This is a genomic window from Microbacterium sp. NFH-22A-Y (assembly GCF_021401375.1).
GTDB classification, from domain to species: Bacteria; Actinomycetota; Actinomycetes; order Actinomycetales; family Microbacteriaceae; genus Microbacterium; species Microbacterium hominis.
The window spans coordinates 1,118,513-1,135,534 of record NZ_JACBGF010000001.1 but is presented as its reverse complement, the minus strand read 5'-3'; the positions used below and the strand labels follow the sequence as shown (position 1 = coordinate 1,135,534).

Genomic DNA, 17,022 nt, shown 5'->3' with positions numbered 1-17,022 from the left:
CCCGGCCGCACGCGGCGCTTCGACGTTCGCCGGAAGTCCGCCCCCACACGATCAAGCACGTCCGGTCGCCTCCCAGAGCCGGATGAGCTTCAGCGCGACGTGGAGCGTGCTGCGCTTGATGCCGTCGCTCAGAGCGTCGCGGACGACCTCCGGCATCCGCTCGAGCCGGTAGTACAGCGTCGTGCGGTGCACGAAGAGGATCTCGCACGCCGCCACCACGTTCGCGCCGACATCCAGGTAGGTCTCGATGGTCTCTCGTTGGCTGCCGTCGCCGTGCACGTACAGCGCATGCGCGGCCGGCGAGATGATGCGCAGGTGCTCCGGGTTCGCCGAGGCCGAGGCCAGCAGCAGCCAGCCGCCGAGCTCACTGGCGTCGACGGCCGGATGGAACTGCGGAAGCGCGGCGGCGAGAGAAGCGGCGATGACCGCTTCGTCGGCCGCGGCACGCACGTCCTCCGCCCCCGGCGCAGGAGAGGCCGAGCCGATTCCCAGGACGCGGATGCCGCGCGCGGTCGCCTCCCGGAGGATCACGTCGTCGATGCCGCGATCGGACGGCTGCCCCACGAGCATGACCATGCCGGCGTGCAGGGCCATGAAGTGGTGGGGGACGGGGCGCAGATTCGCGAGGTGCCGGGCGAAGGCGATGGCATGGATGTCCGTGACGGTCGCATCGACGAGCAACGCGCGCACGACGGTGCCCTCGTCGCGGTGCAGCCACCGTTGCTGCACCGCGCGGGCGTACGCGCTCCGCCGAACGCCCTCGTCGTCGTGCAGGAGATCGTGCAGCACCGATTCGCGGCTCGTCCCTCCCTCCGCGCGCAACAGGTCTCGCACGAGGAGGGATGCCGCATCGAGCGCCTCGAAGTCCGACGGGCCGAGGGATCGTCCCTCCGTCTGCACGGCGATGTGCGCCACCACGACGCCCCGGTCCTCCACCGTCACGTCGAGCCGGCGCGGTGCCGCGAGCGACGGATCCGTCGCGCCGCACACGCCGGCGGGCGCAGACGGCGGTCCGCCGCGGACCCACACCGGACGTCCGAGCGCGGCGGTGAGCTGTTCGGCGATGCCCTGCAACGTGGCAGGCACGACGGCACTGCTCTCGCTGGCTTTCACGGATGCACTCCTATCCGGGCCGGGCCCACCATGAGGCGGCGCGCCGGCAGTAGCCGACACGCAGCCACACCGAAGTCGAGTCACAGCCATCCGACCGCGTCCGCGACGGCAGCACCAGGAAGAAAACAGGCAGAAGTGCGACGTCTCCGCATCCACCGTGGGCACCGTCCGCCGGCCGGGCCACGTCTCCGACTCCTGTCGGAGTGCTGTCGGCGCACTCGTTCCTAGATTCGTCTCAGGGCCGGCACAACCACCACGAGGTATCCACATGACAGCACGTACGACGGTCGTCCTGGTTCACGGCGCCTTCCTGGACGCGTCCAGCTGGTGGCCGATCGCGCTGCGCCTGCTCGGAGGCGGGCATCCCGTGCTCGCCCCTCCCCTGGTCGGCCGCAGCTTCGACGGCGACTGCACCTACATCCGCACCGTCGTCGAGCGCATCGACGGGGCGGTGCTGCTCGTCGGGCACGGTTACGGGGCGGCCGTCATCACCGTCGCGGGAGACGCGGCGAACGTCACCGGCTTGCTCTTCATCGCCGGCTACGCGCTCGAGCGCGGCGAGAGCATCGGCGAGATGCGCGACGCCTTCGCCCCGGACGAGGTCTCCCAGCACCTCGTCCCCGCGATGTTCCGCGACGACCACGGCGTTCCCGGCACGGAGGTGACCGTCGCCGTCGACGCGTTCCCCCGCCTGCTCGCCGAGGGTCTCCCCGCCGACGAGGCCTCGGTGCTCGCCGTCTCGCAGCGGCCGGTGTCGGTGTCGGTGTTCAGCGAGCGCGCGCGCGTCGAGGCCTGGCGCGGCAGGCCCAGTTGGGGCGTCGTCGCCACGGAGGATCGCGCGATCAACCCCGACGTGCAGCGCTTCGGGTACCGGCGCGCGCACTGCCGCGACGTCGTCGCCCTCGCCGCGCCGCACCTGGTCACACAGACCCATGCCGCCGAGATCGTGGGCTTCATCGACACCATCCTCGGGGACGTCGCCGCCGATGACTGACGCGCCGGCCGAACGGCCTCCCGCAGGGCCCCGCGTCTGGGCGTCCGGATTCACGCCGCTGACCGTGCGCATCTTCCGACTGGTGTGGCTGGCCTCCCTCGTCAGCAACGTCGGAAGCTGGATGCAGACGGTCGGTGCGCAGTGGCTGCTCGTCGAGACGAACAGCTCCGCCCTGCTCGTGGCGCTCGTGCAGACGGCATCGGCGGCGCCGGTGCTGATCTTCGCCATTCCCTCCGGCGTCATCGGCGAGTTCCTCAACCGGCGACTCGTGCTCCTGTACTCGCAGGCCGTCCAGTTCGTCGTCGTGCTGGTGCTGGCCTTCCTGACCTGGAGCGGCCAGACCACCCCGACCATCCTGCTGGCGTGCACCTTCGTCCTCGGCACCATCTCGGCCGTGCAGCTGCCCGCCTTCCAGGCGCTCGTGCCCGACATCGTCCCGCGCGACATGCTCGTCGACGCGGCCAGCCTCTCGTCGATCGGCGTGAACATCGCGCGCGCCGTCGGCCCCGCGGTCGCCGGACTCGTCGTCGCACAGTTCGGGGTCGTCGCGGTCTTCCTCCTGAATGCGGCCTCGTTCGTGGTGTTCCTCGGCGTCCTGCTGTTCTGGAAGACCTATCGCCCGCCCGCCGCCCGTCACGAACCGTTCGTCGACGCCACCCGCGCCGGCACGCGTTACGTGCTCCACTCCCGCGTCGTGCGGCTCACCCTGCTGCGACTGGCGATCTTCCTGATCCCCGCGAACGCCCTGTGGGCACTCCTGCCGACCATCGCGAAAGACTCCCTGGGCTTCGCCGCCACCGGCTACGGCCTCCTGCTGGCCGCCCTCGGCGCCGGCTCCATCATCGGGGCGTTCGTGCTCCCGTGGGCTCGCCGCATCGCCGCGCTCAACGGCGTCGTCCTCGCGTCTTCCGCCGTGTTCGGTGCGGGGCTGGTGATCCTGGTCGTCTCCCCGACGCTCTGGCTGACCTTCCCGGTCCTGGTCGCGACGGGGTTGGCGTGGATCGGCGTGATCGCCACCATCAACGGCACCATCCAGGCGTTCCTGCCCGTGTGGGTGCGCACCCGCGGACTCTCCTTCTATCAGCTGGTCCTCTACGGGTGCACGGCGGCGGGCGCCGCGCTCGCCGGCATCCTCGCGGCCGTATGGGGGTCGGGGGCCGTCGTCGTCGGCGCGGGGGTTCTCTGCATCCTGAGTGCGTTGTCGCTGCTCGTGTGGCCCCTGCCGACGACGACCGGAATCGGACGCGACATCGTCGAGGTCCCGGGCGTCCAGGACGAGCCGCGGGCGGACGGCCGCGACGACGCGGCCGTGCTCGTCCTGATCCGCTACGCCGTCCCCCGCGACCGGCGCACGGAGTTCCTCGCTCTCCTGTCGCAGGTCAAGCAGACCCGGTTGCGCACCGGCGGCCGCGAGTGGCGCGTCTACGCGGATGCGGACGACGCGGACATCCTCGTGGAGGCGTACACCGTCGGGTCGTGGCGGGAGCACGTGAGCCAGCACGAGGGGCGCACGACCGCGTTCGACGGCGAGCTGATCTCCCGCGCGTGGGCGATGAGCGCGGTCGCCCCCGAAGCGACGCACCTCCTCGACATCGGACGGACGCACCCGCGCCGACACCCCCGATCCACCCCCGCCTGATCAGATCCGCACCGACAGACCCACCCCACCCCGCATCCGACGAAGGAGACACACATGTCCGACGAGCCGCTCACCGCGCACCTGTCCGAGCACCACCGCACCACGCTGTACCACCTCGAACAGCACCCCACCTCGCACAATCTCGAATGGCACGACATCCTCTCCCTCCTCGAGGAGATCGCGGATGTGACCGCCGGACACGACGGGACGTTCCGGGTCCGGCTCGGGCAGTCCGAGCTCTTCCTCACCAGACCGCGTCACAAGGACGTCGACGAGCAGATGGTGTTGGACGTGCGCCGCCTGCTGCGCGAGAACGGCATCTTCACGACGAAGAAGTAGGCGCCGAACGGGGCCGCGACCTTCGGCATCCGGGCAATCTTCTGCATCTGTCTGAGGCCGCGTCCCCTCCCGACGACTGTGCTGAGAGGGCGGGCCGATGCCCGCACGACGGCCGCGAGAACGAACGGAGCTCCCCATGCACGACAACACCCCCACCCCGCACCACGAGTCGCCGGTGTTCGGCAACCCCGATCTCCCCCCGGAGGGCGAGTCCAACACCGTGGACGACCCGGCGAGCCTCACGATGACCGGGCCCCGGAACCCGGTCATCGAGAGCCAGTTCCCCGACCAGATCGATGCGCCCGGAACGGACATCTCCACGCAGGCGCTGTTCTGGTCGTCGTTCAACATCTCCCCGCGCCGGGTACAGCGCGGCGGGTGGGCCCGCGAGCTGACGAAGCAGGACTTCGCGATCTCCGACGAGATCGCCGGGGTCAACATGTATCTGGAGCCCGGCGGCATCCGCGAGCTGCACTGGCACCAGACGGCCGAGTGGGCGGTCATGACCCGCGGCCGGTGCCGCGTGACGACCCTCGGCCGCTCCGGCCTTCCGAGCGTCGAGGACGTCGAAGAAGGCGACCTGTGGTTCTTCCCGGGTGGGACGCCGCACTCGCTGCAGGGGCTCGGGCCCGACGGCGCGGAGTTCGTGCTGGCGTTCGACGACGGAGAGCAGTCCGAGTCGAACACGCTCCTGCTCACGGACTGGTTCGCCCACACTCCCCCGGAGGTGCTCGCCAAGAACTTCGGCGTCGCACAGGAGGTCTTCGCCGACATCCCGCTGCACAACCTCTGGATCTTCCCCGGAGAGGAGCCCGGCGACCTCGCGACCGACCAGACGGATGCGGGCGTGGAATGGGGCGCCTCGGAACCGATCATCTTCCGCCTGTCGCGGTCGCAGCCCCTGCACAAGAACTCGGGCGGCAGCATCCAGATCGCCGACAGCACCAACTTCCCGCTCTCGCGCACCGTCGCCGCCGCGCTGGTGACCGTCGAGCCCGGGTCGATGCGCGAGCTGCACTGGCATCCGAACGCCGACGAGTGGCAGTACTACCTCCGCGGGTCGGCCCGGATGACGGTGTTCAACACCGGCCCCCACGCCAACACCACGGACTTCCGCGCGGGCGACGTCGGCGTGGTGAGGAAGAACTTCGGCCACTACGTCGAGAACACCGGCGATGACGTGCTGCAGTTCCTCGAGGTGTTCAAGGCGCCGAAGTACGAGGAGATCTCGCTGGCGAACTGGCTGAGCCACGTCCCGCCCGCGCTGGTGGCCGCGCATCTCAACATCGATGCGGCGACCCTCGCGACGTTCCCGCGGGGCACGCAGGGCATCACACCCCTCCGCACGTAGGCCGCCTGGGGCGGAGGTGCTCGACAGGCGTCGGAACGCATTCCCCACCCGGTGCCCTAGGTTCGGGAGCATGAGCAACTCCTCGTCGAGACGCGTTCCCATCGAGGCCCAGAAAGTCGATGCGCCTCTCACCTCCAGTGCGACCTTCCTGGTCGTGACCGTCAACGACGACGCGGATGCCGCGGCCACCGTCCGCGACACCATCAGCGGAATCGACGACATCATCAAGAACGTCGGATTCCGCGACCTCGACGCCCAGCTCTCCTGCACCGTGGGCATCGGCTCGCGGGTGTGGCCCCGCCTCACGTCGCGGGCCGCTCCCCGCGGGCTCCACCCCTTCACGGCGGTCACCGGCGCGACGCACACGGCGCCGAGCACCCCGGGCGACATCCTGTTCCACATCCGCGCGAACCGGCAGGATCTGACGTTCGAGTTCGAGCGCCAGCTGATGGATGCGCTCGGGGACGCCGTGACCGTCGTGGACGAGACGACCGGCTTCCGCTACTTCGACGTCCGTGACCTGCTGGGCTTCGTCGACGGCACCTCGAATCCCGTCGGCAACGCGGTCGCCGACTCGACACTGATCGGCGACGAGGATCCCGACAACGCGGGAGGCAGCTACGTCGTGATCCAGAAGTACCTTCACGACCTCGACACGTGGCAGGCCCTCACGACCGAGCAGCAGGAGGCGATCATCGGTCGGAAGAAGGCGGACAACGTCGAACTGGACGACGCCGACACCGGGCAGAAGTCGCACAAGACGCTGTCGACGATCGTGGTCGACGGTGTCGAACACGACATCCTCCGCGACAACATGCCGTTCGGCAGCCCCGGCGCGTCGGAGTTCGGCACCTACTTCATCGGATACGCGCGCCACCTGTGGGTCATCGAGAAGATGCTGGAGCGGATGTTCATCGGAGACCCGCCCGGCCTCCACGACCGGATCCTGGACTTCTCGACGCCGGTGATGGGCTGCACGTTCTTCGTGCCGTCGGCGGATGCCCTCAGCGCGCTCGCCGACGACCCGGCGACGCCGCCTGCGTAGCCGGGCGGCAGCCGGGGTAGCCGCGCGATCAGTAGTCCGTGCGGGATTCCAGGTCGATGTCGACCGTGGTCGCATCCTCGGCCCAGGCGTTGAGCGCGGAGCGGAGCTGACGATGCAGCCACTGCGCACTCAGCGGCTCTGAGGCCGATTCCAGAGCCGTCAGCTGTGCGAGTCGTTCGTCCACGGTGCCGCTCAGGTCTGCCGGGCCGGAGCCGTTCGTCTCAGTCATGTCACTCCTCATATCCGTGGATGCCGCCGGAGGTGACCGCCGCGGCGAACACCGGCGCGGTCGCTGACCTCACGGTACTCGGGCAGCCCGGCTCGAGGTCGGGCGAACGTTCGACTTCTGTCGCGACTTCTCGGCGGGCACGATCCCGACGGTCTCGAACAGCATCCGCTCGAGAACGGCACCGCCCTCGGCGAGAAGCCGGCCGTCGTCGGTGCGGTCGCCGGTGCCCACGACATCCACGGTCATCTTGAGACCGTCGAAGGCGCCCACGAGCACCGTGGCGAGGGCGGCCGCGTCCACGGACTCTGCGCTGACGTCGACGCCCTGAGCCTCGCGGATGAGGCTCGCGACGAGGTCGATCCACCGCCGCGTCACCGCCGCCGCGAGATCGCGGGTGGGCTCGGCGTCGGCGAGGCGCTGCGTGAGGCGCGAGATCACCCAGGCGTCGGGATCCTCACGGTGAAGCGAGAGCATCGCCGGAAGGAGCCGCGAGAGCCTCGGCTGCCCCGCGTCGACGTCCGCGACGGCACTCTCCACGGCGGCGATCCACCGTTCGTGCCGGTCTTCGAGCACGGCGACCGCGAGAGCCTCTTTGCTGTCGAAGTGGAAGTACACCGACCCCTTCGACATCCCACTCGCCTCGATGATGTCGGCCATCCGCGCCCGGTCGTAGCCCAGGCGGGCGAACACACCCGCGGCGGCGTCGACGATCACCTCTCGCGACGCCGCACCCTGCGCCGTCGGCCCGGCCGGACGCCCCACGCGGCGGGCGGCGGTTCGACCGGCTTCGGCTTCGGCGACTGGACGCGCAGGCATGTTCCCACTATAGTCCTGATTTATTAGACCGACCGGTTTGTTTATTTAGGAGAATCGTGCGCACCATCACCGCAGGGACCACCGCCCTGATCACCGGAGCCTCCTCCGGAATCGGGCGCTCCTTCGCCCACCGCTTCGCCGCCCTCGGCAGCGACCTCGTCCTCGTCGCGCGTCGCGCCGACGTGCTCGACGAGCTCGCCGCCGACCTCCGGGCACGGCATACGGTCTCCGTGACCGTCATGGCGCACGACCTCGACCGCCCGGATGCCGCGCAGGAGCTCGTCGCCCGCCTCGAGCGCGAGAAGATCGCCGTCGACGCCCTCGTCAACAATGCGGGGCTCGGCATCCACGGTGACGTGGCGACGCAGCCGCTGAGCTCGGCGACCACGCAGATCGCGGTCAACGTCAACAGCCTCACCGCGCTCACGGCGCTGCTGCTCCCGCCGATGCTCGCGCGGGGCCGGGGCACGATCATCAACGTCGCGAGCACCGCGGGCTTCCAGCCCGTCCCCCACATGGCCGTCTACTCCGCCTCGAAGGCGTATGTGCTCACCTTCACCCGCGCCCTGTGGCGCGAGACCCGCGGCACCGGCGTGGACGTGCTGGCCCTCTGCCCCGGCGCCACCGACACCGCGTTCTTCGCGACGGCCGGCGACGCGGCCTCCGTCGGCGCCCGCCGCACACCCGAGCAGGTCGTCGAGACGGCGCTGCGCGCCCTGCGACGCGGCCGCCCCTCGGTGGTCGACGGCCGCGGCAACGCGCTCGTGTCCTGGCTCGCCCCGCGACTTCCCGAGCGACTGTCCCTCACGCTCGCAGAACGTTCCGTCCGTCCCTGAACCGCCGGGTCCCCGGCATCCTCACCCCGATCGAAGGAGATCACCATGCACATCCACGAGTTCGCCCGCGCCGCTGCCGCCGCGGTCAACGCGCACGACCCGGCCGCCGTCGTCGCACTGTGGGCGGAGCCCGCCGCCTACCACTCCCCCCTGACCGGTGCGCAGAGCGGGCTGCACGCCCTGCAGGAACGAGAAGAGGCGCTCTTCGCCGCGTTCAGCGATCTGCGCGCCACGATCACCCCGCTCGGACAGGAGGGCGACACCGGCGCGATGCTCGTGCGATTCGACGGAACCCACGACGGCGTCTACGGCGGGTTCGCCGCCACCGGACGCGTCATCGACCTCGAGATGATCGCGGTGGTCACCTTCGACGACCACGGCCGCGTCGCGGCGGAGCTGGCGGCGTGACGCGGCGTGGTCGACGACATCGCCTGCGTGCCGGCGAGAAGCGGCGGACTCATGACGATTGCGTCGATGGCGGTGGGCACTACGTGCGGTCATGAGCGGGATCGGAGAGCGCACCTTCTGGCTCGTCTGGCGGCTGTGGTGACGTGCGCCGCCGCCGCCGGCTCGCTCGCCGGATGTGACAGCTGGGCTGCGGACCGCGTCCTCTTCGCGCGGGCGGACGGGCCGACGACCGTTCCGATGTGCCTTCCCGTGACGCTCTCCTCCATCACGCTCGAACGGATGGACGGCGAGAACGACGACAGCGCCACTCTCGTCTGGTCAGCCGCCGGATCCGCCGCCGTTCCGAAGGGGTTCGAGTTCGCGGTGGGCGCGGCACCCGCGGGCCTTCAGGTCGCGGCATGATGCAGATGTGAGTGATTCCGAGTTCAACAGCATTCAGGTAGCGGTGGCCATCACCGCGGCTATCATCTCTGCGATCAGCGCCGCGATCATCGCCTGGCAGGCGGTGCAGACCAGACGCAGCACCCAAGTCGCGCTTGACGCCGTCAATGTCGCCCGGGCAGAGCTGGAGCAGGGCGAGAAGACACGGGAAGATGCGCTTCGCAGCCAGATTGATGCGGAGATGCCGCGCATCACCGTGACAGCCCATCTTCACGCGGAAGCAACAGATCCGCAGGAGCCTCGCTTCCCGGTCCTATTCGCAGACGATCACCGAGAACGCCCTGAGCGAGTTACTCAGTCGGAATATGTGCTCCCCCGCGACGCGCAGAAGCAGCTTTCCGTGCGTGCCACGGTGAAGATCATCAACGACGGCCCGCGCCATATGCAAGCAACATTCACGCGCCTCGCCAACCAGAGCGCTCAGCCCGAGCAACTTGATCTCCCACCTGGAGAGTCAACGACCATCGGGGTGGAACGTGTTGAGAGTCTTGCGCGCTGGGTGGAACTGGCTCAGTGGATGAATGGGGACCAGACGGTCGCTCCGCCTCACGAAGTGAGAGTGTTCACGCTGACCTACCGCTTCCCCGGCTGGATCGGTGCTGTCGAAAACCATGAAGTCGTCATGGGCGGCACGGTGGTCGAGCCCGTGCCGGGTAACGCCGCCGCATGGCGCCCAACGCATCTCCTACGAACCAATGAGTCCAACCAACGCATCGCCGAGCTGGTAGTCCAACCTTTCGAACGGCTGTACTTTCGGAATCGCCCCGGAGACGAATCGATGGGCTGGTTCTGAGTTCGAGGCATCTCCCAGCAAGGACGGTGGGTGAAGCGCCGATGTATCACGTCCGCCACTCGGCACAGAGACCGCGAGCAGACGAGGGAAGCGAACAGCCGGATGTCAAGGAGTGCATCCAATCAGACAATCTGTCTCTTTCAAGGACTACAGTGGCCACGAAATAGGTGGACCCGATCATCTTCGCCATCGAACTGGCCGCCAGTTGCTACGACTCCTACCGCCGCGCTCCCGATGCACTGCGCCGCATCTACAACCAGGCCTTCTTCAACCGGATTCTGATCTGGGAGGAAGAGCCCGCCAGCGGCGAACTCCAAGACCTCTTCGAACTCGTGCTCACCGCCTCCCCCGAAACACAGGCCCAGGAAAGACAAGAGACCGAGAACACGGGGTTCTCGGCCTCAAAGGGTTCTAAAGACGAACATTTGGTGCCCCTGGAGGGATTCGAACCCCCGACCCGCTCCTTAGGACGGAGTGGCTCTTCCACTGAGCTACAGAGGCTGGCGCGTCGATTCTACCCGGGCGGCGCCGCGGCACCGGCCCCGCCGCCCCCGTCCAGCGCCCACCGCAGGTACGGAGCGAGATGTGTGGAGTAGGCGACCGTCAGGTGCGTCTGGTCGTAGCGGATGGGCAGGGTCCCCGCGAACGCCGGGCACACGTCCTGCCAGCAGGTGAAGGCCAGGGCATCCACCACGCGATCACCGGACGACGCCACCGCGGCGGTCGTCGCCGCCTGCATGTCGCGCCAGGTCGGCGTGATGCTCGTCGCACAGGCGTAGGGCGAGCCGAGGCGCGTGTAGCAATTGCCGAGCGGGGCGCCCTCCGGCGGAGCCTCGAGATAGACGATGCGCCCCGGCATCCCGTAGCGTGCCATCTCCGCGGCCTCGGCGGCGGTGAGCTCCGCCGCGCTGAGATCGCGCCCGTCGGCGGTGCGGCCCAGCGTGTACGCGTTCGAGACGAGCACCTTCTCGGGCTGGTCGGCCGCGATCATCGCCGCGACGTCGTTCTTCCGCTGCGTGCAGGCCTGCATCACGGCGGGGTCGTCGTTCTGCACCAAGACGTCCGTGAACCGGCATCCGTAGAGCCCCACGGTGGTGACGCGGATCGCACCCCCGCTCTCCTCCGCGAGCGCCTTCAGCGCCGGCGCGTAGGCCATCGCCGTCGAGTCGCCCACGAGGTAGAGGTGGCGCGGCGCGGCGCCGCTCCCCCACGTGCACGCCGCGGCATCCGGCAGCGGCGTCGGCGCGAAGCAGTCGTGCGCCGGGTTGGCCCCCGACGACTGGGCCATCACCTCATCGAGCGACGGATGCAGCTCCGGCCAGGTCGTCGCCGACACCGCCGCGGCCAGGTCTGCCTGCAGCGCAGCCGTCGGGTCGTCGATCGCGGGCGCCGCCTGGGCCGCGTCGGCACTCGGCGGAACCGGACGCGGTTGCTGCACCTGCACGGCGAGCACGAGCAGCAGCGCCGCGGCGACCAGCCCCGCGGTCGCGAGCGACACCTGCGTGCGGAACCGCTCCCGCCAGGCCACCATCGGAGCAACGCTCGCCACCGCCCCGGCGGCGTCGAGGACCGGCGGTGTCGGAGCGACGGGTGCCGGCTCCGGAAGCCGCTCCGCGACGATCGCCTCGACGACGGATGCCGCCGGCACCGCCTCCGCGCCCGGTGCGGCAGCCTCGGCCCCCATACGCGCGCCGCCCGGGTAGTAGCGGGTGCCCGGCTGCCACCCCGCGGGCCGGCGCGTCGCGATCTCGGGGGTGCGCGGAGCGGGGGCAGCCGGCGCCACTCGACCGGATGTCGCCGGCGCGGCATCCAGTCCCACGTCCGGCGCCGCGTCAGCGCCCGCGCCCGCATCCGCCACGGGAACCCGGCCGCCCAGGAACGGCGCGTAGCGCAGCGGCTGCTCCACGATCGCGTACGACGCGAAGCCGATCACGGCGACGATCGCGAGGGTGAGTGGCATCGACCAGGGCGACGCCGCAAGCAGGGCGGCGGCGAACACGACCACGGGGAAATGCCACAGATAGAGCGAGTACGAGGCGTTGCCGACGACGACCGCCAGCGGGTTCGTCCACGGGAACAGCGCCCGCGGCGATGCGGCGACGCCGCCGGCGAGCGCCAGCGCGGTCGCGGCCGTCGGCGCGGCAGCCCACGGTCCGGGAAAGCCCACACTCGCGGGGTCGATGAGCAGGAGCGATGCGACGACACCGGCGACGCCGATCCAGGCGAGCAGGGCCGCGGCGGCCGCGGGAATCCGACGCAGCACCGGCACACCGGCGGCGAGCAGGGCGCCCAGAGCGAACTCCCACGCCCGGGTCGCTGTCGAGAAGTACGCCGCCGTCGGCGCCGACGCCCCCTGCAGCAGCGCCCAGCCGAAGGATGCCGCGATCACGACGACCGCCCACGCCGCCACCACCGCGGCGACCGCCCGGCCGCGGCGCGCGACGGCGGGCACGAACAGCAGCGACACGATGAGAAGACCGGGCCACACGAGGTAGAACTGCTCCTCGACCGACAGCGACCAGAAGTTCTGCAGCGGCGACACGGCATCGCCGGCGTGGAAGTAATCGGTGCCCTGCTGCGTGAACCGCCAGTTCGACACCAGCAGCAGCGCCGAGACACCGTCCCACAGCACCTGTTCGGCCCGCGCACGACCGAAGAGGGCGAACGCGGCACCGATGACCGCGCCGACCGTGACGAGCGCGGCCGGCAGCAGCCGCCGGGCCCGCCGGCCGTAGAAGCGCGCCAAGCCGATGCGGCCCGTCTCCCGCTGCTCGCGCAGCAGCATCCCGGTGATGACGAAACCGGAGATCACGAAGAACACGTCGACACCGGCGAACCCGCCCCGCGGCCAGCCGGCGGCGTGCGCGCCGATGACGGCCAGCACGGCGAGCGCGCGCAGACCTTGGATGTCGCGACGTAGAGGCACGGAGGAGACCGGGGACGGGAAGAGGGGCTGGACTCAGCCTAAGGGAACGCTCCCATTGCGGCGGCGCAGGACCGCGCTCCGCCGCTCGACACCGCTCAACGTCGCTCGGCGGGATTGGCGACGATCGAACGCCGCCCGACGGCGAACCACACGATCGGACCCATGAGCGGGAACATCAGTGTGACGAGGATCCAGAGCGTCTTCTCCAAGCTCGTCGCCGCCGACGAGGCGATGCTGACGACGGCCGCGATGAACAACGCGATGCCCGCGAGCACCGCGATCAGGATCAGGACGTGCCAGCCGGAGACCACCATGCCCCCAGCATGCCCGACACGGCGACGGAACTCACGGGGTCGGCCCGACATCCCGCAGTCTCACCGTGCGAGATCCGCGGCGATGTCGGCGAGCGCACCGAGCACGCGGCGGACCGCCGCGCGGGCGAGCGCGTCGGGACGAGCGAGCACGTCGACGTGGCGCACCAGCGCGAGCCCGGCGACCGGGCGCAGCACCATGCCCTCCGTCGCGAGGGCCCGGGCAGTGTAGCGCGGCATGATCGCGATCGCCGCGCCCGCACGCACGATCTGGGCCGCGACGAAGAACTCGTTGACCCGGTGACCGATCACGGGAGGCTCGCCGCCGACGGCGGCGATGGCATGGAGTACCCCGGCCAGCGGGAAACCGTCATGGGTCGAGATCCACGTCTGACCGCGCAGCTCCGCGGGGGTGATCGCGTCTCGGGCCGCCAACGGATGGGCCGCGGGAAGGGCGACGTCGAGGGGCTCGGCGAACAGCGGCGTGACCCGCACCCGCTCGCGCGGCCAGGGCGGATCGTGGGCGAGCCGGTGCGCGATCACCAGATCGTGATCGGCGGTGAGACCGGCGAAGTCCTCCCGTGCGACATCCGCGTCGGCGAACGCGACGGCATCGCCGCCCACCGCGGCCAGCAGCGGTCCGAACAGGGCGACGCCGGCGCTGTGGAACGCCGAGACGCGCACCGGCGTCGGGTCGTGCGCCAGGTAGGCGCCGACGCTCTCCCGCGCGAGCACCAGGGCTTCCTCCACCCGCATCCCCGCTGCGGCCAGCGCGCGCCCGGCATCCGTGAGCACGAGCGTGCGCCCCTGCTTCACGGTGAGCGGCACCGGGACGTCCGCCTGCAGGATCGCCAGCTGCTGCGACACGGCCGACGCACTGACGTGCAGCGCGGCGGCGACCGCCGTCACGCTTCCCCGGTCGCCGAGCTCGCGGAGCAGCCGCAGCCGCATCGGATCCATAAGCAATCTCTAACACATCGATGAAGACATTGCCCGATGTTCTTCACGCCGGATGCTGCCACTCTGACTCCATGACACGGCGCGCCGACCTCCTCGTCGACCTCGCCCTCCTCGCCGTCGCCGTCGTGTGGGGCGCGAGCTTCCTCGCCGCCAAGGACCTCATCGCCGTCACCGGCGTCCCGAGCGCCAACGCGCTGCGCTTCCTCGTCGCCGCGGCGGGCGCCGGCATCCTGTGCCTGCTCGCGCGACAGCGCCTGCCCCGCGGACGCGGCCTGCTCATCGCCGTGATCCTCGGCATCTCGCAGGCCGCGATCATCGGCCTGGAGACCTGGGGAGTGAGCCTGACCTCGGCGACCAATGCGGGCCTGCTCATCAGCCTGGCCCTCGTGATGACGCCCGCGCTCGAGGGGATCGTCTCGCGGGTCTGGCTGCCGCGCTCCTACTTCGTCGCGGCCGTCGCCGCCGTCGTCGGCGTCGCCCTGCTCGTCTCCGGCGACGGCATCCGCCCACCCACCGCCGGGGACCTGCTCGTCATCGCGGCCGCCGTGGTCCGCGCCGTGCACGTCACCGCGAGCGGCCACCTCACGCGCTCACGCGCCGACGGCTCGCTCGGCGTCGTGTTCGTGCAGCTGGTCGTCGGCAGCGCCGTGTTCACCCTCCTCGCGGGCCCGGCGCTGCCCCGCGCGGTCGGCGCGCTGGATGCCGCGGCCGTCGCCGACGTCGTCTTCCTCGGTCTGCTCTGCTCGGTCTTCGCGTTCGTCGTGCAGCTGTGGGCGGTGCGGCGCACCTCCGCCGCGCGGGCGAGCATGCTCATGGGCACCGAGCCGGTGTGGGCGCTCGTCGTGGGCGTGACCCTCGGCGGGGAGGCGATCGGGGTCGTCGGCATCGGCGGCGCGGCCCTCATCGTCGCCGCCAGCTACGCGGGTCAGGCGATCGAGCGCCGCCACCGCCTCGGTCGCCGCGAGGCGGCGGGTGAGCCGCACCGCACCGCCCGAGCGGTCAGTGGAACAGACGGCGCCACACGTTGGTCTCGGCGAGGTCGATCAGCTCGTCGCCCCGACCCGACAGCACCGTCCGCAGCGCCCACAGCGAGAACCCCTTCGCCTGAGCGAGCGTGATCGCGGGCGGGATCGCGAGCTCCTGCCGGGCGGTGACCACATCGATCAGCACCGGCCCGTCGACGGCGAGGGCCTGCGCGACGGCGCCGCGCAGCTCGCTCGCCTTCTCGACGCGGATGCCGGTGATGCCCATCGCCTCCGCGATCGCCGCGAAGCTCGGGTTCTCGAGCCCGGTGCCGAAGTTCACGATGCCGGCGGCCTTCATCTCCAGCTCGACGAAGTTCAGCGAGGAGTTGTTGAAGACCACGATCTTCACCGGCAGGTCGTTCTGGCGGATCGACAGCAGATCGCCCAGCAGCATCGCGAGGCCGCCGTCCCCGGCGAGCGCGATCACCTGACGCGACCGGTCGACACCCTGCGCTCCGAGCGCCTGCGGCATGGCGTTGGCCATCGACCCGTGGGCGAAGGAACCGATGAGCCGCCGGCGCCCGTTCATGCGCAGATAGCGCGCGGCCCAGATCACCGGGCTTCCGACATCGGCCGTGAACACGGCATCCTCGGCGGCGAGCTCGTCGATGACGCGGGCGACGTACTCGGGCCGCACGGGCGCCTTGCCGTCGTCGATGGCGAGATCGTCCAGCCGCTCGCGGGTCTTGCGGTAGTGCGCGACGCTCTCCTCGAGGTGCGACGAGGAGCGGTCCCGCTGCAGCAGCGGCAGCAGCGCGTTCGCCGTCTCCTTCACCCCGCCGACGAGGCCGACGTCGATGGGCGTGCGCCGCCCCAGCTGCTCGCCGCGGACGTCCACCTGGATGACCGTCGCCTTCGACGGGTAGAACTGCCGGTACGGGAAATCGGTGCCGAGCATCAGGAGCGTGTCGCACGACTCCATCGCCTTGTAGCCCGAGGCGAAACCCAGCAGTCCCGTCATGCCGACGTCGTGCGGGTTGTCCCACTCGATGTGCTCCTTGCCGCGCAGGGCGTGCACGATCGGCGCCTGGAGCGCCTCGGCGAGGGCCAGCACCTCGTCGTGCGCGCCGGCGACGCCCGATCCGGCGAGGATCGTCACCTTCTTCGCATCGTTGAGCGCCGTCGCGGCGGCGGCCAGGGCGGATGCCGCGGGCAGCACGGTAGAGCCCGTCGCCCGGATCGGGGCGGTGGGACGGCGGTCGGGCGCGTCGGCGAAGAACACGTCGCCGGGGACGACCACCACCGCGACCCCGCGCTTCTCGACCGCGGTGCGCATGGCGATCTCCAGCACCCACGGCAGCTGGGACGGGTCGGCGACGAGCTCGGTGTAGACGCTGCATTCGCGGAACAGCTCCTGCGGGTGCGTCTCCTGGAAGTAGGTGCTGCCGATCTCGGCCGAAGGGATGTGGGATGCGATCGCCAGCAGCGGCACGCGGTTGCGGTTCGCGTCGAACAGGCCGTTGATGAAGTGCAGGTTGCCCGGACCGCACGAGCCCGCGACCACGGCGAGCTCGCCGGTGAGCTCTGCCTCGGCGCCGGCGGCGAAGGCCGCGGCCTCCTCGTGGCGCATGTGCATCCAGCGGATCGCGTCGCCGGCGCTGTCGCGGCGCAGCGCGTCGGTGAACGCGTTGAGCGAGTCGCCGGGGAGCCCCCAGATGCGGGTGACGCCGGCACGCTTGAGAGTCTCGATGAAGAAGTCCGCAACATTCGCCATGCCCTCGACGCTACGCCGCTTGTCGGCACGGCGGGCCTCGACGTCGGTCGAAACGTGCGCGCCCGCTGGGACGTCACCGCCT

The 17,022-nt window shown here is 70.5% G+C and carries 17 protein-coding genes and 1 tRNA gene; 10 read left to right on the top strand and 8 right to left on the bottom strand.

The genetic code is table 11. The features are described 5' to 3' along the window. Positions 1 to 51: 51 nt before the first annotated feature. Positions 52 to 1,113: a helix-turn-helix domain-containing protein gene (locus L0965_RS16730; RefSeq protein WP_157831573.1), complete on the bottom strand. Its 1,062-nt coding sequence runs from the start codon at positions 1,111 to 1,113 to the stop codon at positions 52 to 54. 268 nt (positions 1,114 to 1,381) lie between these two features. On the opposite strand from L0965_RS16730, the gene L0965_RS05375 reads away from it, so the two are divergent. From L0965_RS05375 to L0965_RS05355, 5 genes are all read left to right on the top strand, one after another. Further along, entirely contained in the window at positions 1,382 to 2,107 is a 726-nt protein-coding gene (locus tag L0965_RS05375; RefSeq protein WP_060960094.1) for an alpha/beta hydrolase, read from the top strand. Then, positions 2,100 to 3,746: an MFS transporter gene (locus L0965_RS05370; RefSeq protein WP_157831572.1), complete on the top strand. Its 1,647-nt coding sequence runs from the start codon at positions 2,100 to 2,102 to the stop codon at positions 3,744 to 3,746. Before L0965_RS05375 ends, L0965_RS05370 begins: the two co-directional genes overlap by 8 nt. 54 nt (positions 3,747 to 3,800) lie before the next feature. Further along, positions 3,801 to 4,085: a hypothetical protein gene (locus L0965_RS05365; protein ID WP_101305894.1), complete on the top strand. Its 285-nt coding sequence runs from the start codon at positions 3,801 to 3,803 to the stop codon at positions 4,083 to 4,085. Between the two features lie 136 nt (positions 4,086 to 4,221). Then, positions 4,222 to 5,436 carry a cupin domain-containing protein gene (locus L0965_RS05360; RefSeq protein WP_101305893.1) on the top strand — a complete coding sequence of 405 codons (1,215 nt, stop codon included), beginning with the start codon at positions 4,222 to 4,224 and terminating at the stop codon, positions 5,434 to 5,436. 70 nt (positions 5,437 to 5,506) lie between these two features. Further along, entirely contained in the window at positions 5,507 to 6,481 is a 975-nt protein-coding gene (locus tag L0965_RS05355; RefSeq protein WP_101305892.1) for a Dyp-type peroxidase, read from the top strand. A gap of 28 nt (positions 6,482 to 6,509) precedes the next feature. On the opposite strand, the gene L0965_RS05350 is transcribed toward L0965_RS05355, so the two are convergent. Together L0965_RS05350 and L0965_RS05345 are read right to left on the bottom strand one after the other, a co-directional pair. Continuing rightward, positions 6,510 to 6,710, bottom strand: a complete 201-nt coding sequence (locus tag L0965_RS05350; RefSeq protein WP_060960099.1) for a hypothetical protein — start codon at positions 6,708 to 6,710, stop codon at positions 6,510 to 6,512. A 69-nt stretch (positions 6,711 to 6,779) separates the two neighbouring features. Further along, a complete protein-coding gene (locus L0965_RS05345; RefSeq protein WP_101305891.1) occupies positions 6,780 to 7,526 on the bottom strand; it encodes a TetR/AcrR family transcriptional regulator in 747 nt (248 codons plus the stop codon). Positions 7,527 to 7,582: 56 nt separating this feature from the next. On the opposite strand from L0965_RS05345, the gene L0965_RS05340 reads away from it, so the two are divergent. From L0965_RS05340 to L0965_RS05325, 4 genes are all read left to right on the top strand, one after another. Next, the gene (locus tag L0965_RS05340) at positions 7,583 to 8,362 is read left to right on the top strand and encodes an SDR family oxidoreductase (RefSeq protein ID WP_198553687.1); all 780 of its coding nucleotides are present in this window, start codon (positions 7,583 to 7,585) and stop codon (positions 8,360 to 8,362) included. A 45-nt stretch (positions 8,363 to 8,407) separates the two neighbouring features. Then, complete coding sequence (locus tag L0965_RS05335; RefSeq protein WP_101305890.1) at positions 8,408 to 8,770, top strand: ester cyclase; 363 nt, start codon at positions 8,408 to 8,410, stop codon at positions 8,768 to 8,770. Positions 8,771 to 9,019: 249 nt separating this feature from the next. Beyond that, positions 9,020 to 9,172, top strand: a complete 153-nt coding sequence (locus tag L0965_RS05330; protein ID WP_234057951.1) for a hypothetical protein — start codon at positions 9,020 to 9,022, stop codon at positions 9,170 to 9,172. A gap of 7 nt (positions 9,173 to 9,179) precedes the next feature. After that, positions 9,180 to 10,004 (top strand): hypothetical protein, encoded by an 825-nt coding sequence (locus L0965_RS05325; protein WP_101305888.1) that lies wholly within the window; start codon positions 9,180 to 9,182, stop codon positions 10,002 to 10,004. 426 nt (positions 10,005 to 10,430) lie between these two features. Here L0965_RS05325 and L0965_RS05320 read toward each other — a convergent pair. The 4 genes from L0965_RS05320 to L0965_RS05305 form a co-directional block, all read right to left on the bottom strand. Further along, positions 10,431 to 10,505, bottom strand: a tRNA-Arg gene (locus tag L0965_RS05320). Positions 10,506 to 10,518: 13 nt separating this feature from the next. Further along, the gene (locus L0965_RS16725; RefSeq protein WP_101305887.1) at positions 10,519 to 12,930 is read right to left on the bottom strand and encodes an acyltransferase family protein; all 2,412 of its coding nucleotides are present in this window, start codon (positions 12,928 to 12,930) and stop codon (positions 10,519 to 10,521) included. A gap of 95 nt (positions 12,931 to 13,025) precedes the next feature. Beyond that, positions 13,026 to 13,244: a PLDc N-terminal domain-containing protein gene (locus L0965_RS05310; protein WP_205282542.1), complete on the bottom strand. Its 219-nt coding sequence runs from the start codon at positions 13,242 to 13,244 to the stop codon at positions 13,026 to 13,028. Positions 13,245 to 13,304: 60 nt separating this feature from the next. Beyond that, the gene (locus tag L0965_RS05305; RefSeq protein ID WP_101305885.1) at positions 13,305 to 14,201 is read right to left on the bottom strand and encodes a LysR family transcriptional regulator; all 897 of its coding nucleotides are present in this window, start codon (positions 14,199 to 14,201) and stop codon (positions 13,305 to 13,307) included. A 71-nt stretch (positions 14,202 to 14,272) separates the two neighbouring features. On the opposite strand from L0965_RS05305, the gene L0965_RS05300 reads away from it, so the two are divergent. Then, complete coding sequence (locus tag L0965_RS05300) at positions 14,273 to 15,319, top strand: DMT family transporter (protein WP_232784009.1); 1,047 nt, start codon at positions 14,273 to 14,275, stop codon at positions 15,317 to 15,319. Here L0965_RS05300 and poxB read toward each other — a convergent pair. Continuing rightward, entirely contained in the window at positions 15,201 to 16,940 is a 1,740-nt protein-coding gene (gene poxB, locus L0965_RS05295; protein ID WP_101305884.1) for a ubiquinone-dependent pyruvate dehydrogenase, read from the bottom strand. The two genes, L0965_RS05300 and poxB, sit on opposite strands and share 119 nt — an antisense overlap. Positions 16,941 to 17,022 lie beyond the last annotated feature (82 nt).

Excerpts from the sequence above, each read along its gene's own strand:
- L0965_RS05375 (WP_060960094.1), top strand. The coding sequence starts at position 1,382 with ATGACAGCACGTACGACGGTCGTCCTGGTTCACGGCGCCTTCCTGGAC.
- L0965_RS05370 (WP_157831572.1), top strand. The coding sequence starts at position 2,100 with ATGACTGACGCGCCGGCCGAACGGCCTCCCGCAGGGCCCCGCGTCTGG.
- L0965_RS05365 (WP_101305894.1), top strand. The coding sequence starts at position 3,801 with ATGTCCGACGAGCCGCTCACCGCGCACCTGTCCGAGCACCACCGCACC.
- L0965_RS05360 (WP_101305893.1), top strand. The coding sequence starts at position 4,222 with ATGCACGACAACACCCCCACCCCGCACCACGAGTCGCCGGTGTTCGGC.
- L0965_RS05355 (WP_101305892.1), top strand. The coding sequence starts at position 5,507 with ATGAGCAACTCCTCGTCGAGACGCGTTCCCATCGAGGCCCAGAAAGTC.
- L0965_RS05350 (WP_060960099.1), bottom strand. The coding sequence starts at position 6,710 with ATGACTGAGACGAACGGCTCCGGCCCGGCAGACCTGAGCGGCACCGTG.
- L0965_RS05345 (WP_101305891.1), bottom strand. The coding sequence starts at position 7,526 with ATGCCTGCGCGTCCAGTCGCCGAAGCCGAAGCCGGTCGAACCGCCGCC.
- L0965_RS05335 (WP_101305890.1), top strand. The coding sequence starts at position 8,408 with ATGCACATCCACGAGTTCGCCCGCGCCGCTGCCGCCGCGGTCAACGCG.
- L0965_RS05310 (WP_205282542.1), bottom strand. The coding sequence starts at position 13,244 with ATGGTGGTCTCCGGCTGGCACGTCCTGATCCTGATCGCGGTGCTCGCG.
- L0965_RS05305 (WP_101305885.1), bottom strand. The coding sequence starts at position 14,201 with ATGGATCCGATGCGGCTGCGGCTGCTCCGCGAGCTCGGCGACCGGGGA.
- L0965_RS05300 (WP_232784009.1), top strand. The coding sequence starts at position 14,273 with ATGACACGGCGCGCCGACCTCCTCGTCGACCTCGCCCTCCTCGCCGTC.
- poxB (WP_101305884.1), bottom strand. The coding sequence starts at position 16,940 with ATGGCGAATGTTGCGGACTTCTTCATCGAGACTCTCAAGCGTGCCGGC.